Raw genomic sequence first — 25027 nt, forward strand, 5'->3', positions numbered from 1 at the left:
GCTCGTCCCCCGCCTCGAAGAACTCACCGCCCGGCACCGCGGCACCACCGCCTGACCCACACGGAAAGCAGCAGCCATGCGAGTCCTGTTCACCGTCATCCCGGAAAAGACGATCTTTCTGAGCATGGTGCCGCTGGCCTGGGCGCTGCGCACCGCCGGACACGAGGTGCGGTTCGCCGTCCAGCCCTCGTTCGTGCCCACCGTCACCCAGGCCGGGCTCACGGCCGTCCCCGTCGGCCGCGACAGCGATGTGTTCCGCGTGGCACGGATGGACCCCGAGGAGCTTGCCGCGGCGCGGGTCGGTCTGCACGCTCCCTGGGATGTCGCCGAGGACCCTTCGAAGGCGACGTGGGAGCACCTGCTCAACGGCTACTACGACGCGGTCGAGAAGGGCCACAAGCCGGAGAACTTCCCGATGGTCGCCGGACTGGTGGAGTTCGCCCGGCACTGGCAGCCGGACCTGGTCGTCTGGGACCCGCTCACCTGCGCGGGCCCGATCGCGGCCAAGGCCACCGGCGCCGCCCACGCCCGGCTGCTCTTCGGCGTCGACGTCTTCGGAGTGGCCCGCGCACACTTCCTGCGCCTGCAGGCACGGCGTCCGGAAGGGCACCGCACCGACCATCTCGCGGACTGGCTGGGTGGCTACGCCCGCAAGTACGGCGGGGAGTTCACCGAGGACATGGTCACCGGGCACTTCACCATCGACCAGTTCCCCCGGTGCCTCCAGCTCGAAGCCGACGGCCTCGACTATCTGCGGATGCAGTTCGTCGCTTACAACGGGCCGTCGAGTGTGGCGAAATGGCTATGGGCCAAGCCGGCGAAGCCCCGCGTGGCGCTGACCATGGGGCTCACGGCTACCGATCTCTTCGACGGCTACACCATCCACACCCAGGACGTCCTCGATTCCCTGGCCGATCTCGACATCGAGGTCGTCGCCACCATCGCCGACGCCGAGAAGGCCAAACTGAGCAGCGTGCCCGGCAACGCCCGACTGCTTCCGTTCGTGCCTTTGCACGCGCTCGCCCCCACCTGCGCGGTCGTCATCCACCACGCGGGCCCCGGCACGCTCGGGACCGTTGCCCGGCACGGAGTCCCTCAGCTGTCGATCCCGTTCAGCTTCGACGAGCCCCTGCTCGCGCGCAAGCTCGCCGAGCACGGCGCCGGGCTGGAGCTGCCCCACGGAAAGGCCACGGGGCAGGCCATCCGGGAACAGGTGCTGCGGCTGCTCGACGAGCCGGAATTCGGCGCTCGCGCGGGGGACCTGCGCGACGAGCTGCTGGCTCTGCCCACCCCCAACGCGCTCGTTCCCCGTCTGGAAGAGCTCACCTTCCGGCACCGCACCGGCTGACGCACACCCACGCCACCTGTGCACCGCCGCCGCTGACAGCCGTTTTCGACGTCCGGCCCTCGCTGACCGAAAGACACCCCATGCGCATTCTGTTCACGTGCTATCCCGAACGCACCCACTTCCTGCTCATGGCCCCGCTCGCCTGGGCGCTGCGCACCGCCGGCCACGAGGTGCGGGTGGCCTGCCAGCCGAAGATGACCGAGGCCATCACCCAGGCGGGACTCACTGCGGTGCCGGTCGGCAGCGACCGTGACCTGTGGCAGGTCTTCGGCCGGCTCAAGGGCGCAGGGGCACGGCTGCGACCGGGGCTGGCCGAGCCGTACGACGCCGTGGAACGCAGGCCCGAGGACATCACCCTGGAATCCCTGCGCGAGGGGTACCGGGTCCGGATCGACGCGGCGCACAAGATGACCAATGCGCCGCTGGCCGGTGCGCTCGTGGAGTACGCCCAGCGCTGGCGGCCCGATCTGGTCATCTGGGAACCGCTGACCTTCGCAGGCGCGATAGCGGCCAAGGCCGTCGGCGCCGCCCACGCCCGCATGCTGATCGGTGCGGATGTCTACGGGCTCACCCGGCACCATTTCCTACGACTCAACTCCGGGCAGGGGCACAGGCAAGGCGACGACCCGCTCGCCGACTGGCTGGGCGGCTACGCCCGCAAGTACGGGGAAGAGTTCACCGAGGACATGGTCACCGGCCAGTTCAGCATCGATCTGTTGCCACCATCCCTGCAGGTCCACGCGCCGGATCTGGACTACCGGTCGGTGCGCTTCACTCCGTACGGCGGACCGGCGGTCGTGCCGCGCTGGCTGTGGGAGCCGCCACGGCGCCCGCGGGTGGCCCTGACCCTGGGGCTGACCGTGAGTGATCACGGCCTCGCCTACCCCGTCGACGTCCAGGACATCCTCGACGCCGTCGGCGACCTGGACATCGAGCTGGTGGCGACCGTCAGCGACGCCGTCCGGCAGAGGCTGCAGCGGATTCCGGACAATGCCCGCCTGGTGCCGTATGTGCCGATGCAGGCGCTGCTGCCGACGTGCACGGCGGTCATCCACCACGCCGGGGTGGGAACCCTCACCACCGCGGCGCTCTATGGAGTTCCCCAGCTCACCCTGCCGTGGGACGTGGACCAGCCGCTGCTGTCGGCGCGTCTGGCCGCGCACGGTGCCGGCCTCACCACGCATGCGACGCGGGCCACCGGGCCCGCCGTCCGCGAGAGCCTGCTCCGTCTCCTGGAGGACGAGGTCTTCCGGCGTCGTGCGCACGACCTGCGCGAGGAGCTGGTCGCCGTACCGCCTGCCAACAGCCTGGTCCAGGAGCTGGAGGAGCGGGCGCCGGCCGGCATCCGGTGACCGGCCCGGCGGCGGGCCCGCCGGGTGGAGAGCCGAGGGGGCCGGTGGCCCGGCCCCGCTGAACACCGGCGATCCGCACGATCAGCGCTGCAGCGTGCGCCAGTACTGCCGCTTGCCCTTGTCGCGCACCACCACGTCCAGCTGCCTCAGCTCGGCACCGAGCTCCTTGAGTTGGTCCGACGATCCCGGCTTCTTCAGGAACTGGTCGCGGGCCTTGAGCAAGGCGTGTGCCTGCGCGGAAAGCTTGGGGCTCTCCGGCACCCAGACCTGGAACTCCTGGTCGTGCGGGTCCTCGTCGGCCCAGGAGTAGCCGTGTGCGGTGAACGCCTCGGCGAGGCGGCGAGCGTCCTGGTCGCAGTCCTCCCGGGCGAGCTCCTCGGTGCTGTGGCCGAGCAGGACGAGCTGCTTGCCGGCGCGGAACACCAGGGCGACGTCCGCGCGCGGGAACTCCCGCGACTCTCCCTTGCGGGTGAGCAGCACCCGGCTGTCGGAGACGCCGACCGACAGCTCACCGAACTTGATGAGGGCGCCCGCGATCAGACCGATGAAGCCACCGACGGCCACGGCCCCGATGGTGAGCCCGGGCTCGGGGATCGAGGTCAGGAGCTTGGCCGGGCCCTGCATGGGTGCCCAGGGCAGCGTCACCAGCCAGTTCGCGAGCAGCTTGAGCAGCCAGCAGAGTCCGGCGCCGATCAGCCCGAAAACGACACAGACCAGCACCTGGCCCCACAGCGGCTCGGAGACCTTCGTGGTCTCGTCCGCCTTCGGATTCATCTCTTTCGGCACAGCTAGATCACTTCCACTCATTGTTCGACCCACGCCGCGTGTGGGCGCCTCTTGACATCGGAATGCTCGTCCGGACCCGCCCTGGGAGAGCCGGCCGCCTTATGGCCAGGGCAGCCGCGCCCCGATCTCCCAGCCCCCTTCCCCGGTCGGTCCGTACTCCAGCCGTCCACCGGCGAGCGCCACTCGCTCGGCGAGGCCTGCCAGCCCCTGCCCGGGGGACATACCCGGCGATTGTGCATGCCGGACACCGGTGGCGGCATTGGACACCTCGACGGTGAGTCCCTCGCCGGCCTTCCCGGTCACCTGGACGGACACGGCGGCCCCGGAGGCGTGCTTGCGGACGTTGGTGAGCGCTTCCTGGACCACCCGGTAGACCGTCCGGCCGATCAGGTCGGGAACGGCCTCCGGAATGTCCTTGAGCAGCCGCACCCGCATCCCGGCCGTACACGACTCTGCGACGAGCCGGTGCACATCGGCCAGGGTGGGCTGCGGTAGTTCACCGGCCGGGGCCCGCAGCACGGTCAGGACCTCGCGCAGGTCCTGCAGCGCCTGGTGCGCGCTCTGCCGGATCACCCCCGCCGTCCGGGCGATGTCCTCGCTGGGAGCGTCGGGACGGTATTCGAGTGCTCCGGCGTGCAGGCTCAGCAGCGACAGCCGGTGGCCGAGGACATCGTGCATCTCCCTTGCGACCTCTTCCCTGGCCCGCAGCTGGGCCTGTTCGGCCCGCAGCCCGGCCTCGGCCGCCACCTGTTCGAGGAGTTGCCGCCGGTGGTGGATGAACAGACCCCACCCGACCGCGGCCCCCTGGACGATGGTCCCGAAGACGAAGAAGTGGAAGGCCGAGAGGCCGGTGTCGGGGCGCGTGAAGACATCGGAGACGACGGGCAGCAGACTCGCCGCGTAGACGATTGCGGTGGTCCGCGGTGAGCGGCGGACGGCGACGGAGAACAGCGCGACGAGCATGGCGCCCGCGACCATCTCGAACACCACGGAGAGGGCGATCAGTACCGAGGCGACCTCAACCGGTTTGCGCCGGCGCAGCCACAGCAGGGCAGAGCCGAAGGCACCGGCTATCTGCTCCAGGTACATCCAGTTCAGCCCCGGCTCGGGGGCCGCCGCGCCCCTGCTCTTCGCGGTCGCGACACCGTAGGCCACCGCAAGCAGGAAGAGCGCGGTGTCCACGGTCCAGTCGCGTGGACTCCGCCGGGCGGGTGCGGGAGCGGGCAAGGTGTCGAGCACGTCCGGGACTTTACCCGCGTGATCTCTTCCCGAGGCCGGGACGGACGGTGGACGATACCTTGGTCGGACTGTTGGAGACTTTCGTCTCGGACGGGGTCATGGGAAAGCACGCGAAACGCGTGACCCGGTCTCGCCGGCGGGACAGGAGAACCCTTTCCGGAGCAGGTCCGGCAGGCCGTTTCCGACCCCGGTTCCCGGCCGATGGTATCCGGTGATGCGCCGCGCCAGGTGTTTTTGGCGACCGTCGGCTCCTTCTGGAACACCGCACGGATTCCGGGGTGCTCCGCTCCCTATTCCACGCCACCGATGCAGCTGCTTTTGGCCGGCGGCCCGTTTCTGCGAGAGAAGACCGAGTTGACGACAACGTCAGGTACGAATACGGACGCGCCCAACGGTGTCCGCCCGATGACGGGTGCGGAATACCTGGAGTCCCTGCGGGACGGGCGCGAGGTCTACATCCACGGTGAACGCGTCCAGGATGTCACCACGCATCCCGCGTTCCGTAACAGTGCCCGGTCCATAGCACAGTTGTACGATGTGCTGCACGAGCCGGATTCCCGGGGCGTGCTGAGCGTGCCGACGGACACCGGGAACGGGGGTTTCACCCACCCCTTCTTCAAGACCGCCAGGAGCTCCGCGGATCTGATCGGCGCACGTGATGCCATCGTGGCCTGGCAGCGGTTGGTGTACGGCTGGATGGGCCGCACTCCCGATTACAAGGCGGCGTTCTTCGGCACTCTTGAGGCGAACGCGGATTTCTACGGGCCCTACCGCGACAATGCGCTGCGCTGGTACCGGGAGGCGCAGGAGCGGGTGCTCTATTTCAACCACGCGATTGTCCATCCGCCCGTCGACCGCGACCGGCCGGCCGACCGGACCGCCGATGTCTGCGTCCATGTCGAGGAGGAGACCGACGCGGGGCTGGTGGTGTCGGGCGCCAAGGTCGTGGCGACCGCCTCCGCCCTCACGAACGCCAACCTCATCGCCCACATGGGCCTGCCGTTGCGGGACAAGCGTTTCGGAGCCATGTTCACGGTGCCGATGGGCACCCCCGGTCTCAAGCTGCTCTGCCGCACCTCCTACGAGATGCACGCGGCGGTGCTGGGCAGCCCCTTCGACTACCCGCTGTCGAGCCGGCTGGACGAGAACGATTCGATCATGGTCTTCGACCGGGTACTGGTGCCGTGGGAGAACGTGCTCATGTACGACGCGGCCTCGGCCAACGCGTTCGCGACCAGGTCCGGTTTCCTGGAGCGCTTCACGTTCCACGGCTGCACCCGCCTCGCGGTCAAGCTCGACTTCATCGCGGGATGTCTGCTGAAGGCCGTCGAAGTGACCGGCACCTCGGGCTTCCGCGGCGTACAGGCGCAGATCGGCGAGGTCCTCAACTGGCGCGACATGTTCTGGGGCCTGTCCGACGCGATGGCGAAGTCACCGACCGAGTGGCTGAACGGCGCCGTGCAGCCGAACCTCAACTACGGCCTGGCGTACCGCACGTTCATGGGCATCGGTTATCCGCGGATCAGGGAAATCATCCAGCAGACCCTTGGCAGCGGCCTGATCTATCTCAACTCGCATTCGAGCGACTGGAAGAACCCGGATGTCCGCCCCTACCTGGACCGCTATCTCCGGGGCTCGCGGGGAGTCGAGGCCATCGACCGGGTCAAGCTCCTCAAGCTGCTGTGGGACGCGGTCGGTACGGAATTCGCCGGCCGCCACGAGCTGTACGAGCGGAACTACGGTGGCGACCACGAAGGAATTCGCGTGCAGACCCTGATGAGTTATCAGGCACGGGGTCAGGCCGAAGGCCTGAAGGGGTTCGCGGACCAGTGCATGGCGGAGTACGACCTCGACGGCTGGACCCGGCCGGACATGTTCGGCCCCGGCGATCTGCCGCGTCCGGTCACCGGGAGCTGAAGCGGTGGCGTTCCGCTGCCTCGTGGACGTCCGGACCACCCAGCAGTACATCGTGCAGCACCAGGGCCGCGAAGCAGAGGCTCAGGAGGGCGGCGCCGCCGAGCAGCGCCGCCCTCCTGGCTGCACAGTGCTCCCTCACCTGCCGAAGACCGTCTCGTCTCCTTGTCCGCCGGCACCTCGCCGTGAAGCGCCGGACGCTTCACGAAGGTGTCGCTGACGTTCGCGAACCGGTGGTCGGGGGCGGCCGGACGTGCCGCCGGAGGGGTCCACCCGGCCCGGATCGCCGCCGTCCTCAAGCGCCTTCGAACCACCGCTCGTCGATGTGCCGGCCGGCGTCGAAGCGCCAAGCCGTGTCCATCGGTGTGCCGGGACGGGGGAACCGCACCGGAAAGGTGCCGGGCCGTTCCGGCGCGATCCAGCGCTCGGCGCCGTATCGCTGGTCGTGGGCCCGGTGTAGTCGGGGGTGTCGACGACAGCGACGACGACCCGGACAGGCCGGTCCCGGTGCGCTTCAGACCTCCACCAGGAGCGCGTTCTTCCCGATCTCCTCGATCAGCGCCGCCTGCCGGAGGGAGCCTTCCTGCTGCTCCCGTATGCCGCGGTCACCGAGAACGGCATCCACGAAGGTGTCGATGACGTTCGCGAACTGGTGGTCGGCCGGCAGGACGAACTGCTCATGGTGATCCTGGCGTTCGACCCGCATCACGGGCTGGTACGTCTCCGGCGGGGTGAAGGCCCGGTCGAGGATGATGCGACCGGTGCTGCCCGACAGGCTGTAGGTGTTGCGGTACGAGTGCTCCATGCCGAACGTCAGCCGGGCGGGGATGCCCTCCGGCGTGCTCAGCAGCACACTGCCCGACATCACCACGCCCCGGCTCCGGTTGTGCCGGAACACCGCTCCGACGACCTTCAGGTCGCCGCCGAGGAAATACTGTGCCGCCCGTACCGGATAGCCCCCGAAGTCCAGAAAGGCCCCGCCGCCGACATCACGCTGATAGCGGATGTCGCCCACGGGCTTCGGCGGGATGGTGAACGCGCTGGAGAACCCGCGCAGTTCACCGATGACGTCCTCGGCCAGGGCCTTGCGCACCACGGTGTGCTGGGAGTGGTAGAGGAACATGTAGTTCTCCAGCAGCACCAGACCGCGAGAGCGTGCCTGGGCGATCAGCCGGCCGGTGTCCTCGTAGCCGGCCGTCAGCGGCTTCTCGACCAGTACGTGCTTGCCCGCGTCCAGGGCCCGGGAGACCCATTCGGCGTGGAGCAGACCGGGCAGCGGGATGTAGACGGCATCGACGTCATCGCGGCCGAGCAACAGGTCGTAGCCTTCGAGCGGCACACCGCCGAACCGGTCGGTGAACTTCGCCGCGGACCGTTCGTCCCGGCTGGCGATGGCCGTGACCTGCACGGCACGGTTGCCCTCCATGGCCGGGAGCGTCCGCCGCCAGGCGATATCCGCACATCCCATGATCCCGATGCGCAGTCTGTCACTCGTGCTCTTAAACATGTGGAAGAACTCCGCTCAGCATGGGATGAGAAGAAATGTGACCGGTCACCTGTGCCACCCAGGAGGGCGTCAGCCCTCAGCCGAGCGCTTTCCCAGCGCCTGGTAGTGGGCGAGGCACTCCTCGTACGTGGGGAGCAGCCCTTGGGACACCGCCTCGGCCAACGTGGGCGCCGCGGCGTCCTTCTCCGACATGATCGGCGGTTCCTCGATCCCCCAGGGAATGCCGATGTCGGGGTCCAGGGGATTGACCTCGATCATCGTTCCGGGGACGTACGCCTCCGAGCACAGGTAGTTCATGCAGGCGTCGTCGGTGAGGGCCAGGAACGCATGGCCGATGCCGTCGGCCATGTACACGGCGGTGCCGGACTCCTCGTCCTGTGGCGTCATGTCGTACATCCCGAAGGTGGGCGAGCCCACCCTCAGGTCCACCGCGACATCCAGCACCGCGCCGCGCACGCAGGTGACCAGCTTGGCCTGGCCGGGCGGGAGGGAGGTGCTGTGGATGCCGCGCATCGTGTTCCGGCAGCTGAGGGAATAGTTCGCCTGCCCGACGGTGAACGGATAGCCGATGATCTCCGTGAGCAGTCCGCCCCGGAAGGCCTCGAAGAAGGAACCGCGGATATCCGGGATCTTGTTGGGGACTAGGCGATAAGCCCCTTTGATTGACATTTCGGTAACTCGTGCCGCATCAAACATGGCCCACCAGTCTCAGAGAATCGCACATGTACAGACGCCCGCCCGGTGCCCGCTCAGCACAGGCTGAGCAGGCACGTGAGCAGGGAGCGGGCCTCGATGTTGAGGTAGTGACCGTGACGGAGCAGGTCGGTCAGCTGACGTGCCGTCATCCAGCAGAGATGGGGCGGCGTTTCGAGCGGAAACTCCTCTCCCACCTCAAGGATTTGATAGCGCGTCAGCGCATGGTGAAACCGGCCGCCTTCCTCCGAGAGCACCTGGTCGTACCGCGTCGTGGCACCGCCGGGCAGCAGCGCGTCACGCAGGAAGGGCTCCTGTATGCCGTCGAGGCCCTGTCCCGGGTGCAGATGCACCGTCGGCGCCATCTCCACCTGGTCCATCAACCCGTACTCGGGCCGGGCCCGCACCAGCAGATGGAGCACTCCGTCGACGGGGCGGGCGATGAACACCGCCCGCCCCTCCCCGCGTGGGTAGAGCAGCGGCTGCGTCCAGCGGGTGACCTCCCGGGTCCCGGCAGCGACCCTTACCGCGATGATGCGGAAGTTCTCGGCCCCCTCGTCGGTGACCTCCCAGTCATCGCGTTTCCAGCCGGCGACCTCGGTCAGCGGTACGAGACGGGCGGTCCAGTCGCAGCGGGTCTTCGCCTCGGTGAACCAGCTCAGAATCCCGCCCGCGGTCTCCGGCGCGGACCGGCTCTCCTTTGCCGCCTGGTACTGGTACGAGCGCACCAGAGCGTCGTGGAACGCGTCGCCGCTCGGCGTCTCGGCCTCGTCGGGGAGCATGAACGGCATGCACGACAGCACGGTACGGGCGTCCATGTTGACCAGGTTGTCCACCATGGTCAGCTCGCGGATCTGGGCCATGGAGAGCCAGCAGAAGTCCTCGTGCAGCGGCACGTCACCGGTCGCGAGCACCACCATGTTCCGGTTGCGCTTGCGCCAGAACCAGGCGCCCTGCTCCGACTGCAGTACGTCCACGAGTACCTGGCCGCGGTGCGGCCCGGCGAAGTACTCCAGATACCGGGTGCCGGCGCCGCGGTGCACCTTCATGTAGTTGCTCCGCGTCGCCTGCACCGTCGGCGAGAGCTGGATCGTATTGGCGTTCCCCGGTTCCATCTTGGCCTGCATCAGACAGTGCAGGACGCCGTCGAACTCCTTGACGAGGATGCCGAGGATGCCGATCTCCGGCTGGTTGATGACCGGCTGCGACCAGATCTCCGCACCGCCGTTGCCGCCGTCGCGGACCTGTAGCCCTTCGACCGTGAAGAACCGCCCGCTCGCATGACCGAGGTTGCCGGTCAGCGGGTCGAACTCCCAGGAGTCCAGGGCGTCGAAGGGGATGCGCTCCACCGAGAACCCGCCGGCCTGGCGTCGCTCGGCCCACCAGGCGTGGAACTCGGCGGTGGACATGAGGCTCACCTCGGTCAGAGCCTTCCCAGGACGTCGGACACCGCATCGATGACCCGCTCCTGCTCCGCGTCGGACAGGGACGGGTACATGGGCAGGGAGAAGATCTCTTCGGCCAGGCGGGTCGTGACCGGCAGGTCGTCCTTGCCGTAGCCGAGGTGGTCGAATCCCTTCTGGATGTGCACCGGCCAGGGGTAGCTGATGTTCAGCGAGATGTCGTGGGCCTTGAGGCCTTCGATGATCTGGTCGCGTTGCGGATGACGCACCACGTAGACGTAGTAGACGTGCTCGTTGCCCGGAGCGGTCCGGGGAGTGAGGAGAGCGGTGCCGTTGAAGGCTTCCGCGTACCGGTCCGCGATGGCTCTGCGGCGGGCGATGTAGTCGTTGAGGCGGGGGAGCTTGGTGCGCAGGATCTCGGCCTGCACCTCGTCGAGCCGGCTGTTGTAGCCGGGGGTCTCGACGACGTAGTAGCGGTCCTCCATGCCGTAGAAGCGCAGCCGCCGCAGGCGGGCGTCCACGGCTGCGTCGTCGGTGACCGTGGCGCCGGCGTCACCGTAGGCCCCGAGCACCTTGGTCGGGTAGAAGGAGAACGCCGCGGCGTTGCCCATCGATCCGGCGATGCGGCCGTGGTGGCGGGCGCCGTGTGCCTGTGCGCAGTCCTCCAGGACGAGCAGGCCGTGCCTGTCGGCCAGCTCCTGCAGCGGTGCCATGTCGACGCACTGGCCGTACAGGTGCACCGGGAGCAGGCAGCGGGTGCGCGGGGTGATGGCGGCGGCCACCTGGTCCACGTCCATCAGATAGGTGTCCGGGTGGATGTCGACGAACACCGGTGTGGCACCGACGGCATTGATCGCCACGACGGTGGGTGCCGCGGTGTTCGAGACCGTGATCACCTCGTCCCCGGGGCCGACCCCCAGGGCACGCAGGCCGAGCACGATGGCATTGGTGCCGTTGTCCACGCCGACGCAGTGGGCGACTTCGTGGTACGCGGCGAACTCCTGCTCGAAGCCGCGGACGCTCTTCCCCAGCACCAGCTGCCCGGAGCTGAACACCGTGTCCACCGCGTCGAGAATGTCCGCGCGTTCCTTCTCGTACTCCGGCAAGTAACCCCACACATGCTGGGTCATCGCGGCACGTCACCTCCAACAGGATTGCCGTCAGGATTGAAGAGTTGGCCGTGGGGAGCAGACCGCCGACCGGCCGTTTCAGACGATCTGCTTCAGAAGAGCCGCACCGTGCGGGTTCCAGTCCTCACGGTGGATGGCGAAGATGTGGACGTCCCACAACCTGCCGTGGAAATACGTGTGGTCGGGCAGCACCGCCTCGGCGCGGAGCACGGCAGCGGCTGCGTCGCCCCAGCCGATGGCGCTGATGTCCGATGACGTGCGGTGGAGGTACACCTTGCGGGTGCGCCACATCGCGAAGGCGAAATGGGCCGTCAACGCGTGTACATCACCGGTGAGTTCATGGTTTTCCGCCCCGGCGAGGTGTACCTCGATCCGGACATGGCCTGCCGGGGTGAGCGGGGAGATCGTACTCAGCCCCACGACCTCGTCCGTGTCTTTCCTGTGGACCAGGAAGCACGCCGACAGTCCCTCTCCGAAGGTCTTGACAAAGGTGTCCAGCACGGGGAGTCCGGCGCTTCCCAGGCGGAAGAGGATCTGGTATGCCGCAACGGCGTCCTCGGAACCGGCCGGGCGCAGTGCGACCCGCCTGGTTTCGGTGTGCGGAAAAAGCATTGGCCACCTGCCTCTCTTGCCGTGGCTGCCCGTAGGGCGATTATCCGTCGCGAATCCCTTTGATTTCTATAACGCCGGGAATGCTGTAGGCAATGCGGCGGGCCAGCTTTATCCGGATGCTCGCGATGCTGGAATTACTGGACCGTAGGCAGGGGTGAGACCACGGGTCAAGGAGCTGAGCTGGAAAGACGCTCGCCGGCGGCGGTGCCCGGTGGGTTCCACGGCCGTGCGACTGTCTCGCCGGCGAGACGCCCGGCGCGGAATCGGAGGCCGTGTCATTGACCCTGCGATGAGCCCCGGACTACGTTCGGGGCCGATCGTCGACAGAACTTTCATTCCGCCCGACAGGTGACCTCCGATGCCGGAGGAATTCATTGGCGCGAGCGACTGAGGAGCGAGCGAGGAATTATGGTGGACAACGGAACGGTCACGGAAAGCACCGCGTCTTTCATCGATGAATTCACCGAGGTGATCCGGCGGACGGCCGCCACCATTTGTGCCGAGCAGCCCGATGTTCCGGAGCCGGAAGAGCTGCGTGACCTGGATTCCTTCTCGATGGTCCAGGTTCTGCTCGACCTGGAGAACGAGCTGGGGATGAAGGTGCTGGAAGAGCTCGAAGGGTTCGAGGGCCGGACGTTCCGCGAGATTGCGGAGCACATCGCCGAGGTCGCGCACCGCAACGGCACGTCCGCCGAGTTCGAGGCGAACGTGCGACGCATCGTCGACTCCGACTGAGCAGCGGTCACCCGACCGTCCCCGCCCCCGACCGTCCCCGCCCGACCCTGGGAACACCGCATGGACGACCACAGCCGTGACCGCACCTACCGCGTGGTCCGCAACGACGAGGAACAGTACTCGATCTGGTGGGCCGACCGCCCGCTGCCGGACGGCTGGTACGCCGACGGGACCGAGGGCAGCCGTGAGGAGTGCCTGAGCTACATCGACACGGTGTGGACCGATATGCGCCCGCTGAGCCTGCGCCGCCGGATGGAACGTTCCGCCGCCGGCTGAACCGCCCTTACGGGCCTCCCCCATTCCGCCCCCGAGGCGACTTTGTCGAAGGAGCATCTGTGAACGACCGGACGCCGTCGGCTTTTTCGCCTGCGGAGGGGGCGCCCGCGGAACGCAGTACGCCGGGCTCACCGGCCCCGCTCCCGCTGTTGTCCGAGCTGATCGCCGCGCAGGCCGCGGCCACACCCGACGCGCTCGCGGTCGACGGCGGGCCCGCCGGCCGGGCCTCCCTCACCTACGGCGCGCTGGACCGGCAGGCCAACCGGCTGGCGCACCGGCTGGTCGCGCTCGGCATCGGTCCGCAGAGCCTCGTCGGGGTGTGCCTGCGCCGTGGCCCCGATCTGGTCGTCGCCCTGCTGGCGACGTGGAAGGCCGGCGCCGCCTACGTGCCGATGGATCCGGACCACCCCGCCGAGCGACTGTCCTGGACGCTCGCCGATACCCGGACCCCTCTCGTCCTGACCGAGCGGGCTGCGGTGCCGGCGCTCCCGCCCCTCGGCGCCACCCGCCTGCTGGTGCTCGATGAGCCGGCCGGCCCGGCACAGGGCGCTGCGAACGGCGCGGACGGCACGGCGGGCCAGGGGAGGGCGGCCTCCGGGGCCTGCGAGGAGACCGCGCCGAAGGTCCCCGGCGGGCGGGCGGAAGCTGCCCGGCGTCCGGCCTATGTCCTCTACACCTCGGGATCCACCGGGCGGCCCAAAGGGGTGGTGGTGCCGCACGGCGGGATCGCCAACCGAGTGCGCCGGCTGGCGTCCCCGCACGGGTTCGGGCCCGCCGACCGGGTGCTGCAGAAGACCACGATCGGCTTTGACGCGGCCGGGCTGGAGCTGTTCGCGCCACTGGTCAGCGGGGGCACGGTCGTCCTCGCGCCGCTGGGCGCCGAGCGCGATCCGGCGGTGATGCTCGATGCGGTGGCGGCCGGCCGTATCACGGTCCTGCAGGCCGTGCCCTCGGTGCTGCGCTCGCTGGTGAACGCGCCGGGCTGGGAAGGCTGCAAGGCCCTGCGGCTGGTCTTCAGTGCCGGTGAGCCGCTGCACGCGGAGCTGTGCCACCGGCTGCTGGAGCGGGTACCGCAGGTGGAGATCTGGAACACCTACGGGCCCACCGAATGCTCGGTGGACATCACCGAGCACCGCTTCGACCCCGGCCAGGCTTCCGGCCCGGTGCCCATCGGGCGGCCCCTCGGGGGTCTGCGCGCGCTGGTCCTGGACCCGCAGGGCCACCCCGTTCCGACGGGCGGCGCCGGAGAGCTGTATGCCGGCGGCGTGGGGGTCGCCACCGGCTACCTCGGCCGCCCCGGTCTGACCGCGGAGCGCTTCGTCCCGGACCCCTTCGGCCCGCCCGGAGCCCGGCTCTACCGCACCGGTGACCGCGTGCGCCGGTCCGCCACGGGCGAATTGGAGTACCTGGGGCGCCTGGACCAGCAGATCAAGGTCAACGGCGTACGGATCGAGCCCGGCGAGGTCGAGTCCGTGCTCATCGCCCACCCGCACGTGGACGCCGTCGTCGTCGACACGGTGCCGGATCGCGACGGCGGCCGCCGGCTCGTGGCCTGGGTGCAGCCACCAGGCGCCGCCGCACCGTCCCCGGGTGAGCTGCGGGAGTTCGCCGGCCGTACGCTCCCGGGCCCCATGGTGCCCGCCGTCTTCGTACCCGTCGCCTCCTTCCCCCGGACCGCCAGCGGCAAGACCGACCGTGCCGCGCTGCCCGACCCCGGCCCGGGCGTCGGCGGCGACCTGCCCCATGTGCCGCCGCGCACGCCCGCCGAGCGCGTCGTCGCCCGGGCGTGGGCGCTGACGCTGGACCTCCCCGCCGAGACCATCGGCGTACACGACGACTTCTTCGGGAGCGGCGGCTCCTCGCTGTACCTGGGCCGGCTCGCCGGCCGCCTCTCCGCCGTCTCCGGGCGGCGGATCGAGTTGCGCGACCTGTTCTCCGCCACCACCGTGACGGCTCAAGCGGCTCTCCTCGGGGATCCGGACGGGCCGTACGACGCGGACGAAGCGCATGGCCGGGGGCCCGCTACCACCGGGCAGGAGGCGGTGGTCCCCGTCCCCCGCGCAAACGCGCTGCCACTGTCGAGCGGGCAGCAGGGGTTGTGGCTGCTGGAGCGGATGCGCCCCGGCAGCCCCGAGTGGGCCGACCTGGTGTGGATACGCCTCCCCGGCGACTGGACCGAACGGACCATCAAGGCCGCACTGCAGCAGCTGGCGGAGCGCCACGAGATCCTCCGTACCCGCTACGAGCTGCGCGGCACCGAACCCGTCCAGGTCGTGGAGCCCCCCGGCCGGGTCGTGGAGCTGAGCGTCGCCGAGGCCGCGGACGCCGCCGCCCTGCGCGACCTCGCCGCGCGGGAGCTGGGACGTGGCTTCGACCTGGAGCGCGGTCCGGTGTGGCGGGCGCTGTTGCTGCGCACTGCCGACGGCGGTCAGGTCCTGCTGCTCGGTATACACCACATCGCATGCGACGGCTGGTCCTCGGTTCTCCTGGAACGCGATCTGCGTGCCCTGGGCGAGGGAGTGCATACCGGGGGACAGGCCGGTCTGCCGGAGGTCGCCGTGCAGTACGCGGACCACGCCGTCTGGCAGCGCCGCCGCCTCGACGCGGACAGCGCCACGGCTGCCGACGGTGAACTCGCCTATTGGACGAGCGAGTTGAGCGGCGCCACGCCGCTTGAGCTGCCCGCGGACCACCCGCGGCCCGCGGAGCGCGACGGGCGCGGGGCGCTGCGGACCTTCGTGGTGCCCGCCGCCCTGACCGCCCGCCTCGCCGCGCTGGGCCGGGACGCAGGGGCCACCCTCCACCAGACGCTGCTGACCGGTTTCGTCGCCTTGCTGGCACGGCTCAGCGGCCGAGCGGACTTCACCCTCGGCATGCCCGTCGCCGGGCGGAACCGGCCCGAAGTGGCACAGACGGCAGGCTACTTCCTCAATAACCTCGTCCTGCGATGCCGCCCGGACGCCGGCCGCACCGTCCGCGACGCGCTCGCCTCGGTGCGCGAGACCGTGCTGGACGCCCTCGCCCATCAGGAGCTGCCCTTCGGCCAACTGGTGCGTGAACTACGGCCGGAGCGCGATCTGTCCCGTACCCCGCTGTACCAGGTGATGTTCGACTTCCACGAGGAGGGGCGCACCGGCACCGCCCTCTCCGGAGCCGACCTGGAAGCGTTCGGTGCGGCCTGGCAGTCCGCCCGTACCGACCTGACCTTCGTGGTGCACCGGCGGGCCGATGGAAGTCTGCTGGGCATGGTCGAGTACGCGACGGCGCTGTTCGGCCCGGCCACCGTGGACCGCCTGGCCGCCTGCTGGATCCGGCTCCTGGAATCCTTCGTCGCGGACCCCTCGATGCCACTGGGTGATGCCGAGTTGCTGCCCGACGCGGAACGGACCCGCCTGCTCGCGCTCGGTGCGGCCGGCCCGGCGGCCCGGGACGAGCCCGACGGCTGTGTCCACTCCGCGTTCGCGGAGTCGGTGCGCCGTACGCCCGACGCCACCGCCGTCGTCTGCGGTGAGGAACGGTGGTCCTACGCCAGGCTGCAGGACCGTGCCGACTGGTTCGCGCACCGGTTGCTCGCCCTGGGGGCCGGCCCGGAGACCGCGGTCGCCGTGATGCTGCCGCGCACCCCCGACCTCATGGCCTGTCTGCTGGGTGTCTGGCAGACCGGAGCCGCGTATGTGCCCTTGGACCGGGCCCTGCCCGACGAGCGCCTGTCCCACATCCTGGCCGATTCCCGGGCCCTGGTCCTGGTCTCGGACGAGGCGGGCTGTGCCCGCCTGGCTCCCTGCCACCGGGGCGCCTCGCTCGCCGTCGACGGTCCCGCGCACCCGGCGGGCCCGGCACGCCGCCCCGCGGGCGACCGTCGCGCGCCGGCCCGGCTCGCTTACGTCATCTACACCTCCGGGTCCACCGGCCGCCCCAAGGGCGTGGCCGTCGAGCACCGGTCGCTGCTGCGTCTTCTGTGTGCTTCCCGCGACCACCTGGACTTCGGCCAGGGACCGGACGACGCCTGGCTCGCGCTCGCCCCGGCCACCTTCGACGTCTCCTTCACCGAACTGCTGATGCCGCTGATCGTGGGGGGCCGGGTGGTTCTGGCCCGCGAGGAGGAGAGCGATGACTACCAGGCGCTGGTGGAGCTGATCGACCGTACCGGCGTCACCCACCTCCAGGCGGTGCCCCCGCAGTGGCAGCTGCTTGTGGACAGCGGGCTCGGCGAGCGGCCGCTGACCGGGCAGACCGGTGGTGAGCCCTGCCCGCCGGAGCTCGCCCGCACCCTGGCCCGCCGTCTGAAACGGTTCGTGAACGAGTACGGCCCGACCGAGACCACCATTGCCGCGACCCGCTGGAACGTCACCGAAACCGCGGCGGCAGTACCCCTCGGACGGCCTTACCCGCACGTCAGCGCACGCGTCCTGGATCCGCTGCTGCGCCCCGTCCCCCCGGGCACGCTCGGAGAGCTGTGCATCGGCGGACAGGGGCTGTCCCGGGGGTATGTGGGGCGCCCGGGACTCACGGCCGAGCGGTTCGTGCCCGACCCTTACGGGCCGCCGGGCGCCCGGCTGTACCGCACCGGCGACCTGGCCCGGATGCTCCCCGACGGCACCCTCGACTTCGCCGGCCGCGCCGACGGTCAGGTCAAGATCCGCGGCCGGCGGGTGGAGACCGGCGAGGTGCAGGCGGTGCTGGCCGAGCACCCAGGGGTGGCCGAGGCGGTGGTCGTCGTCCACGGCACCGAGGGCGAGGCCCGGCTGGTCGCGTACGGAGTCCCGTCCGGCGACCGGCTCCCGCCCAGGGGCGAGCTGCTGGAGCACTGTGCGCGGCGCCTGCCCGATTACATGCTGCCCACCCTCGTCGTCCCCCTTGACGCTCTGCCGCTGACCCGGCACCACAAGATCGACCTCGCCGCGCTGCCGGCCCCCGACCTGACCACCGTGGCCGACGACGAGCCGTACACGGCCCCCGACGGTCTTCTTGAGGAAGCCCTCGCCGAGATCTGGCGCTCGGTGCTGACCGGGCCCGACGGGCGCGCTCCGCGCATCGGTGCCCGGAACGGCTTCTTCCGGCTGGGCGGGGACTCGATCCGCGCCGCCCGGGTCATCGCCCGGATCCAGGAGGAGTACGACGTGACGCTGCCGCTGCGCACCCTCTTCGACCGGCCCACCGTCGCCGCGCTCGCCGAGGCCGTCGAAGACGCGGTACGTGCCGAGATCGCGTCGCTGAGCGATGCCGAACTGGCCGCCGCACACAGGGAGTACCACCCATGACCGAACCTTCCCAGACCCGTGCGGATGCCGCGTCGGACGCAGTCCTGCGCGAGGAGCTGCTGCGCCGCCGCCTGTCCGGTACCGCTCCCCGGGCCCGCCGGGGCATCCGGCGCGTCCCCCGCGGCGAGCCACTCGCGCTCTCCGCCGGCCAGCGTCAGCTGTGGTTCCTGCACCAGCTCGCCCCGGAAAGCCCCGAGTACCTGCTGCCGGTTGCCTACCGGCTGCGCGGGCCGCTGGACCCGGGCATGCTGCGCCGGTCGTTCGACCTGCTCGCGGAGCGCCACGAGATCCTGCGCACCCGCTACCTGCTCGTCGGCGCCGAGCCCCGGCAGATCATCGATGCCCCGGGCCCGGTGGACTTCGCCGAGTCCGGCCGCAGCGGACTCGCGGAGGCCGCACGCGCCGCAGCGGCCCGGCAGTTCGCCGAGGAGGAGGCGCGGGCGCCCTTCGACCTCGCCACACAGGCGCCGCTGCGGGCGCGCCTGGTCCGCTTCGCCGACGACGACCACCTGCTGGTCGTCGTGCTCCACCACATCGCCTGCGACGCCGCTTCCCGACCCCTGCTGTTCACGGAGTTGTCCGAGCTGTACCGCGCGCAGCTCCAGGGCCGCGCTCCCGAACCGGCGACCGAGCCGGTGCAGTACGCCGACTATGCCGCCTGGCTCAACGAGCGCCAGGACGGCCCCGAGGTCCGCGGCGAACTCGACTGGTGGCAACGGCAGCTGTCCGGGCTGGGCTCCCTGGACCTGCCCACCGACCGGCCACGGCCCGCCGTGCGGTCCTGGGAGGGCGACCTGGAGCACTTCACCGTGCCGGCCGCGGTCGCCGGGCGGCTGCGCACCGTCGCCACCGAGTGCGGTGCCTCTTCGTTCATGGTGCTGCTCACCGCATTCCAGGTGCTGCTGTCCCGCCACACCGGTGTGTGTGATGTGGCCGTCGGCACCGCTGTATCGGCGCGCACCCGGCCCGAGCTCGCCGGCATGGTCGGCTATGCCTTCAACAGCCTGGTCCTCAGGTCCCAGTGGGACGGTGACATCCCCTTCGTCCGGCTGCTGGAGCGGAACCGGGAAACGGTGCTGGCCGCCTTCGACCACCGGTCCGCGCCCTTCGACCGGGTGGCCGACATGGTGGAGCCGGAGCGCGATCTGTCCGCCACCCCGGTGTTCCAGGTGATGTTCGACCTGACGCGAGCGGACACCGCCGAACCCCTCGACCTGCCGGGCGTCACGACGGCCGAGGTCGGGGTGCCCGCCCGCACCGCCCGTTTCGACCTCACCGTCCACCTCGAAGAGCAGCCCGACGGCTCCATCGAGGGTTCGCTGGAGTACGCCACCGCGCTCTTCGACGCCGCCACCGCCCGGCGCATCACCGGCCACTACACCCGGCTGCTCGGCGCGGCCGCCGTCTCGCCCGCCACGTCGGTGTCCGAGCTGGACATCTTCGACGCGCAGGAGCGAGCCCTGCTGCTGGACGGCCCCGGCGAACCCTTGGGCACCCGTACCCCGCTCGACGCCTCGGCACTGTGCTCCGTACCGGAGACCATTGCCCGCCGGGCCGCGGCCACCCCCGAGGCGACCGCCGTCGTCCACGGCGGGCGCCACCTGTCGTACGGCGAACTGGACGCGCTCGCGAACCGTATGGGCCACCGGCTGCGTGCGCTCGGAGCGGGGCCGGAGGACACCGTCGGTGTGCTGCTGGACCGTGGCCCCGAGATGGTGGCCGCCCTCCTGGGCATCTGGCGGGCGGGGGCCGCCTATGTGCCGCTCGATCCCGGATACCCCGACGAGCGGATGGCGTTCATGCTCTCCGACACCGGGAGCCGGCTCGTCGTCACCGAACGCCGTCATGCCGGACGGCTGGCGGGTACGGCGGCCCGGACCGTGGTGATCGATGAGGACGCCGAGCGCCAACTGCTCGACGGCTGCCCGCCCGCGCCGCTCGGACCACCCGCCGGTGGCCACCACATCGACCACCTCGCCTACGTCATCTACACCTCCGGCTCCACGGGCCGTCCCAAGGGTGTGCAGATCACCCACCGCGGGCTCGCCAACTACGTGGGCTGGACCGTCGACGCGTATGCCAGTGCCGGGACGGGCGGGGCCCCGCTGTTCTCCTCCGTCGCCTTCGACCTCGGCGTGCCCGATCTGTTCACCCCGCTGATGACCGGACAGCCGGTGCACCTGCTCGATCAGGACTTCGACATCACGGAGCTGGGCCGCCTGCTGACCGAGGGCGCTCCGTACGCCTTCGTGAAGCTGACGCCGGGCCACCTCGACCTGCTCACCCAGCAGCTGTCGGAGGAGGAGCGCGCGGGCCTGGCCGGGCTGGTGATCGCCGCCGGTGACGCCTTCACCGGGCGGCTCGCCAACCGCTGGCTGCGGCAGCCGGAGGCCGGCGGTACCCGGCTCGCCGCCGAGTACGGGCCCACCGAGATCACCGTGGGCAACTCGGCCTACTTCATCGACGGCCCCCAGGACACCGAGCTGGTCTCCATCGGCCGCGCCATCCCCAACACCACCATGCGCGTCCTGGACCAGGACCTGCGGCCGTTGCCGGTCGGCGGCGTCGGCGAGGTGTGCGTCGGCGGCGTCGGCCTGGCCCGCGGCTATGTGGGCCGCCCCGGCCTGACCGCGGAGCGGTTCCTTCCTGACCCCTACGGCCCACCCGGGGCCCGTCTCTACCGCACCGGCGACCTCGCCCGCGTCCTGCCCGACGGCAACCTCGACTTCGTCTCCCGCGCCGACCACCAGGTCAAGCTGCGGGGCTACCGCATCGAGCCGGGCGAGATCGAGGCCGTGCTGACCGAGGACCCGGCCGTGGCCGAGGCCGTCGCCCTGGTCCGCGAGGACACACCGGGCGACAAGCGCCTGGTCGCCTACCTCGTGCGCGCTCCCGGCGCCGAGGACACCGCGCTCGCGCCCGCCCGCTTCCGCGAACTCCTGGGCACCCGACTGCCCGAGTACATGGTGCCGTCCGCGTTCGTCACCCTCGACGCCCTGCCGCTGACCGACAACGGCAAGCTCGACCGCACGGCTCTGCCCGCGCCCGAGCGCGCCGCCACCGCCGTCGGGGAGCATGTCGCGCCGCGCGACGACGCGGAGCACGCCATGGCCGCCATCTGGTCCGAGGTCCTGCGCCTGGAGAGGATCGGCGTGCACGACAACTTCTTCGACCTCGGCGGCGACTCGCTGCGCGCGGTCGCGCTGGCGGGCGCGCTGCGGGAGGCCGGGCGGACGGTGGCGGTGCGCGACATCTTCGAACACCGCACCGTGGCACGGCTCTGCGCGGCGCTGCAGAACGGCCTGGTGGCCGCGGAGCAAGGGGCGGAGCCGGTCGCCCCCTTCGCCCTCACGGCGGACGAGGACCGGGGCGCACTCCCCGCCGACGCCGTCGATGCCTACCCCGTGTCCCGTACTCAGGCCGGGATGTTCGTCGAGATGTTCGGGGACAGCGGAGACAACCGCTATCACAACGTCACCTCCTTCCGGATCCGTGACGAGCGGCCCTTCGACCCCGCGGCCTTCCGCGCCGCCGCGGACCTGATCGTGGCCCGGCACGAGGTGATGCGGACCTCGTTCGCGCTCACCGGCTACACACAGCCGCTGCAGATCGTGCACGCCCACGGCACCATGCCGTACGTGCACCACGACCTGCGGAACCGCCCGGAGGACGAGCGATGGCCGGCACTGGTGGACTTCGCCCGCCACGACCGCGGGCAGCTCTTCGACATCACCCGGGCTCCGCTGATGCGGATGGCCACCCACCTGCTGGACGACGAGAGCTGGTGGCTGTCGATCACCGAATGCCACCCGGTCATCGAGGGGTGGAGCTATCACTCCCAGCTGATGGAGATGCTCCGTGCCTATCAGCGCATCCGCGACGGGCACCGGCCCGTCCCCGCCCCGCCGGCCCCCGCTGTCCGTTATGCCGACTTCATCGCGGCCGAGCTGCGCTCGCTCGCCGACGAGGACGACCGGGCCTATTGGGACGAACTCCTCGACCGGTACGAGAAGTTCGAGATTCCCGCGGGCTGGTCCGGGGACCGTCAGGCGCCGGCCGAGCGCTACCGCATCGACCTGCCGCTGCACGACCTGGAGCCCGGGCTGCGGGCGCTGGCGTCACAGACCGGCGTGCCGTACAAGAGCGTGCTGCACGCGGCCCACAGCAAGGTGCTGAGCCTGCTCACCCGGCAGCGGTCCTTCCGCGGCGGCCTGGTCGCCGACGCCCGGCCCGAGGTGCGCGGCGCGGAGCGGGTCTCCGGCATGTACCTGAACTCCGTACCGTTCCCCTACGAGCGCAACGCCAGGACCTGGGGAGAGCTGGCCCAGCAGGTCTTCGCCGCCGAAGTCCGGCTCTGGCCCCATCGGCGGTTCCCGATGCCGGCGATGCGCCGGCCCCAAGGAGACCCCCACCTGATCGACGTGCTCTTCCACTACCTGGACTTCCACCAGGTGGACACCGGCCTCGTCGACACCCCGGCCACCCGCGACGACAGCCCCAACGAGTTCCCCGTCGTCGTCGGAACCCCGGTGCGCGGCCACCTCACCCTCGCCTCGGACACCCGGACGCTGCGCCGGGACCGCGCCGACCGGCTGGCCAGGCTCTACCTCGCGGTGCTCGCGGACATGGCCGCCGGTGGACCGGACGGCGAGGTGCGGGGCGGGTACCCGGAGGAGGGGGAGCTCGGGCTGTGCCTGCCCGCGCACCCGGGCGGCGAAGCGGGGGCCGAGGGTACCCCGGCGGTCCTCGAGGACACCCTCGCCGCCTTCGAGGCACAGGCCGCCCGCACCCCGGAGGCCACCGCCCTCGTCACCACGGACACCGAGCTGACCTACGCCGAACTCGACACCCGGGCCGACCGGCTGGCCTGGAGGCTGCGGGAGACCGGCGCCGGTCCGGAGGCGCGCGTCGGGGTACTCCTCGACCGCGGGCCGGACCTCGTCGTCACGCTGCTCGCCATCTGGAAGGCAGGGGCGGCGTATGTGCCGTGCGATCCGTCCGCTCCGGATGCCCGGCTGCGCACGCTGTTCGCCGGAGCCGGCTGCCGCCTCGTCGTGACCCAGACGGCCCATGCCGCCCGTGTCTCCGCCGTCGCGTGTCTCGTCGTGGACGACCCGGACGAGCGCCGCGCCCGGCAGGCGGCTGTGGCCGGCCCGCCCGCCCGCGCTCTCGATCCGGACCGCCTCGCCTACGTCCTGCACACCTCGGGTTCCACCGGGGCACCCAAGGGCGTGGCGGTCGGCCACCGGGCCCTCGCCCACTACCTGCACTGGGCGGTCGCCAGCTACACCACGGGCGCGGCGGGGCGCGGCGCCCCGTTCTTCACCTCGATCGGTGCCGACCTGGGAGTTCCCGCGCTGTTCGCGCCCCTGTTGACCGGCCGGACGGTGTACATGCTGCCGCAGGGGTTCGAGCCGCACCAGTTCGCGAAGTTGCTGACCAGCTGGGCCCCGTACACCTTCGTCGGCATGACGCCGGGACATCTCGCCCTGCTGGAGGAGCAGTTGGGCGACAGCGAGCTGGCCGGTCTGGCGGAGCTGCTGATCTGCGCGGGCGACGCCTACCCGGCCGGACAGGCCGAGCGGATCGCGTCCCGAATCGCCGCGGCCGGCGGCCGGATGCGGCTGGCGGCGGAGTACGGGCCGGCCGAGGCGACCGTGGCCGCCGCGGCATACCGCGTGACCGGGCCCCTGGGGCGGCCCCTGGTGCCGCTGGGCAGAGCCCTTCCGGGGACCGTGCTGCGGCTGCTGGACGACGACCTCCGGCCGGTGCCCGACGGCATCGTCGGCGAGGTGTGCATCGGCGGGCCGGGGCTCGCCCGGGGCTATGCGGAACGGCCCGGCCTGACCGCGGAGCATTTCGTGCCCGACCCGTACGGTGCGCCGGGCGCCCGGCTGTACCGCACCGGAGATCTCGCCCGGCTCGGAGCGGGCGGAGAGCTGGAGTTCGCCGGGCGGGCCGACCGCCGGCTCAAGGTCCGCGGCCACCGCGTCGACCCGGCGGAGGTGGAGGCGGCGCTTCTCGGCGACCCGCGGCTGCGCGAAGCGCTCGTCGATGCGGTACCCGACGCCGCGGGCGGGCACCGGCTCACCGCCTGGGTCGTGCCCACCGAGGGAGCGGCGCCGCAGCCGTCCGAACTCCGGTCACGACTCCGGCAGCTAGTGCCCGCCCAGCACGTCCCCGTGGCGTACCGGATCGTCGATGTCCTGCCCTTGACGGCGCACGGCAAGTACGACCGTGGGGCTGCTGCCGCCGATGCCGGGACGCACCGGGAGGCCACGGCCGTCCGGGCCGCGTACGTGGCGCCCCGTACCGACACCGAGCGCCAACTCGCCGACGTGTGGCAGCAGGTGCTCGGCGTCGACCGGGTCGGCAGCCACGACCACTTCCGTGATCTGGGCGGTGACTCGCTCCTGGTCCTGCGGGTGCTGTCCACCGCCCGAGCGGCCGGACTCGCCCTGGACCCGGGGACCGCTCTGCGCCACCCGACGATCACGGAACTGGCCACCGCCCTCGACGCCACGGCGGAAGCCCTCGCCACCACGGAAGACGCCTGATGCGGGGGGATCCGGGTCCCGTCCGCCACCTGATCCGGGCGCTGTCCGGGACGGGGGAGGCGCGGGGGGTGGAGAGGACGCCGAAGCCGCTCTGGGCGACGCCGTGCCGGGACAACACACCTAGGCAGTTTCGTTTGGATCAGCTGGTCGTTGGTCCTGGTGTGCCGTTAACAGATGCGCAATGGGCGCGGATCGAGCCGTTGCTTCCGGACCG

At 70.9% G+C, this 25027-nt stretch carries 15 protein-coding genes; 7 read left to right on the top strand and 8 right to left on the bottom strand.

Annotated elements, in window-relative coordinates; genetic code table 11:
* The first annotated feature begins 76 nt into the window (after positions 1-76).
* Positions 77-1348 (top strand): activator-dependent family glycosyltransferase, encoded by a 1272-nt coding sequence (locus ACF088_RS40755; RefSeq protein ID WP_392381049.1) that lies wholly within the window; start codon positions 77-79, stop codon positions 1346-1348.
* An 80-nt stretch (positions 1349-1428) separates the two neighbouring features.
* Positions 1429-2700 (top strand): activator-dependent family glycosyltransferase, encoded by a 1272-nt coding sequence (locus ACF088_RS40760; protein WP_392381050.1) that lies wholly within the window; start codon positions 1429-1431, stop codon positions 2698-2700.
* Between the two features lie 81 nt (positions 2701-2781).
* On the opposite strand, the gene ACF088_RS40765 is transcribed toward ACF088_RS40760, so the two are convergent.
* The gene (locus ACF088_RS40765) at positions 2782-3486 is read right to left on the bottom strand and encodes a hypothetical protein (protein WP_392381051.1); all 705 of its coding nucleotides are present in this window, start codon (positions 3484-3486) and stop codon (positions 2782-2784) included.
* A gap of 99 nt (positions 3487-3585) precedes the next feature.
* Positions 3586-4725 carry a sensor histidine kinase gene (locus tag ACF088_RS40770; RefSeq protein WP_392381052.1) on the bottom strand — a complete coding sequence of 380 codons (1140 nt, stop codon included), beginning with the start codon at positions 4723-4725 and terminating at the stop codon, positions 3586-3588.
* Positions 4726-5130: 405 nt separating this feature from the next.
* On the opposite strand from ACF088_RS40770, the gene ACF088_RS40775 reads away from it, so the two are divergent.
* Positions 5131-6642, top strand: a complete 1512-nt coding sequence (locus ACF088_RS40775; protein WP_392381053.1) for a 4-hydroxyphenylacetate 3-hydroxylase family protein — start codon at positions 5131-5133, stop codon at positions 6640-6642.
* Here ACF088_RS40775 and ACF088_RS40780 read toward each other — a convergent pair.
* From ACF088_RS40780 to ACF088_RS40805, 6 genes are all read right to left on the bottom strand, one after another.
* On the bottom strand, positions 6629-6781 hold the full coding sequence (locus ACF088_RS40780; RefSeq protein WP_392381054.1) for a hypothetical protein: 153 nt from the start codon (positions 6779-6781) through the stop codon (positions 6629-6631). The two genes, ACF088_RS40775 and ACF088_RS40780, sit on opposite strands and share 14 nt — an antisense overlap.
* A 372-nt stretch (positions 6782-7153) precedes the next feature.
* The gene (locus ACF088_RS40785; RefSeq protein ID WP_392381055.1) at positions 7154-8146 is read right to left on the bottom strand and encodes a Gfo/Idh/MocA family protein; all 993 of its coding nucleotides are present in this window, start codon (positions 8144-8146) and stop codon (positions 7154-7156) included.
* A 69-nt stretch (positions 8147-8215) separates the two neighbouring features.
* Positions 8216-8815, bottom strand: a complete 600-nt coding sequence (locus ACF088_RS40790; RefSeq protein ID WP_392381056.1) for a dTDP-4-dehydrorhamnose 3,5-epimerase family protein — start codon at positions 8813-8815, stop codon at positions 8216-8218.
* A gap of 80 nt (positions 8816-8895) precedes the next feature.
* A complete protein-coding gene (locus ACF088_RS40795) occupies positions 8896-10248 on the bottom strand; it encodes an NDP-hexose 2,3-dehydratase family protein (RefSeq protein WP_392381057.1) in 1353 nt (450 codons plus the stop codon).
* A gap of 14 nt (positions 10249-10262) precedes the next feature.
* On the bottom strand, positions 10263-11372 hold the full coding sequence (locus ACF088_RS40800) for a DegT/DnrJ/EryC1/StrS family aminotransferase (protein ID WP_392381058.1): 1110 nt from the start codon (positions 11370-11372) through the stop codon (positions 10263-10265).
* Between the two features lie 78 nt (positions 11373-11450).
* Positions 11451-11984 carry a hypothetical protein gene (locus tag ACF088_RS40805; protein ID WP_392381059.1) on the bottom strand — a complete coding sequence of 178 codons (534 nt, stop codon included), beginning with the start codon at positions 11982-11984 and terminating at the stop codon, positions 11451-11453.
* A gap of 408 nt (positions 11985-12392) precedes the next feature.
* On the opposite strand from ACF088_RS40805, the gene ACF088_RS40810 reads away from it, so the two are divergent.
* The 4 genes from ACF088_RS40810 to ACF088_RS40825 are packed head-to-tail and all read left to right on the top strand — an operon-like array spanning position 12393 to position 24813.
* Positions 12393-12719, top strand: a complete 327-nt coding sequence (locus ACF088_RS40810) for a hypothetical protein (protein ID WP_392381060.1) — start codon at positions 12393-12395, stop codon at positions 12717-12719.
* Positions 12720-12779: 60 nt separating this feature from the next.
* Positions 12780-12995, top strand: a complete 216-nt coding sequence (locus tag ACF088_RS40815; protein WP_392381061.1) for an MbtH family protein — start codon at positions 12780-12782, stop codon at positions 12993-12995.
* Positions 12996-13054: 59 nt separating this feature from the next.
* Complete coding sequence (locus ACF088_RS40820; RefSeq protein ID WP_392381062.1) at positions 13055-18256, top strand: amino acid adenylation domain-containing protein; 5202 nt, start codon at positions 13055-13057, stop codon at positions 18254-18256.
* Positions 18253-24813 carry an amino acid adenylation domain-containing protein gene (locus ACF088_RS40825; protein WP_392381063.1) on the top strand — a complete coding sequence of 2187 codons (6561 nt, stop codon included), beginning with the start codon at positions 18253-18255 and terminating at the stop codon, positions 24811-24813. Before ACF088_RS40820 ends, ACF088_RS40825 begins: the two co-directional genes overlap by 4 nt.
* Positions 24814-25027: the final 214 nt, after the last annotated feature.

Origin of the sequence: Streptomyces sp. NPDC015125 (assembly GCF_043080045.1) — a bacterium.
Lineage (GTDB): Bacteria > Actinomycetota > Actinomycetes > Streptomycetales > Streptomycetaceae > Streptomyces.

Excerpts from the sequence above, each read along its gene's own strand:
- ACF088_RS40755 (WP_392381049.1), top strand. The coding sequence starts at position 77 with ATGCGAGTCCTGTTCACCGTCATCCCGGAAAAGACGATCTTTCTGAGC.
- ACF088_RS40760 (WP_392381050.1), top strand. The coding sequence starts at position 1,429 with ATGCGCATTCTGTTCACGTGCTATCCCGAACGCACCCACTTCCTGCTC.
- ACF088_RS40775 (WP_392381053.1), top strand. The coding sequence starts at position 5,131 with ATGACGGGTGCGGAATACCTGGAGTCCCTGCGGGACGGGCGCGAGGTC.
- ACF088_RS40785 (WP_392381055.1), bottom strand. The coding sequence starts at position 8,146 with ATGTTTAAGAGCACGAGTGACAGACTGCGCATCGGGATCATGGGATGT.
- ACF088_RS40790 (WP_392381056.1), bottom strand. The coding sequence starts at position 8,815 with ATGTCAATCAAAGGGGCTTATCGCCTAGTCCCCAACAAGATCCCGGAT.
- ACF088_RS40795 (WP_392381057.1), bottom strand. The coding sequence starts at position 10,248 with ATGTCCACCGCCGAGTTCCACGCCTGGTGGGCCGAGCGACGCCAGGCC.
- ACF088_RS40800 (WP_392381058.1), bottom strand. The coding sequence starts at position 11,372 with ATGACCCAGCATGTGTGGGGTTACTTGCCGGAGTACGAGAAGGAACGC.
- ACF088_RS40805 (WP_392381059.1), bottom strand. The coding sequence starts at position 11,984 with ATGCTTTTTCCGCACACCGAAACCAGGCGGGTCGCACTGCGCCCGGCC.
- ACF088_RS40810 (WP_392381060.1), top strand. The coding sequence starts at position 12,393 with ATGGTGGACAACGGAACGGTCACGGAAAGCACCGCGTCTTTCATCGAT.
- ACF088_RS40815 (WP_392381061.1), top strand. The coding sequence starts at position 12,780 with ATGGACGACCACAGCCGTGACCGCACCTACCGCGTGGTCCGCAACGAC.
- ACF088_RS40825 (WP_392381063.1), top strand. The coding sequence starts at position 18,253 with ATGACCGAACCTTCCCAGACCCGTGCGGATGCCGCGTCGGACGCAGTC.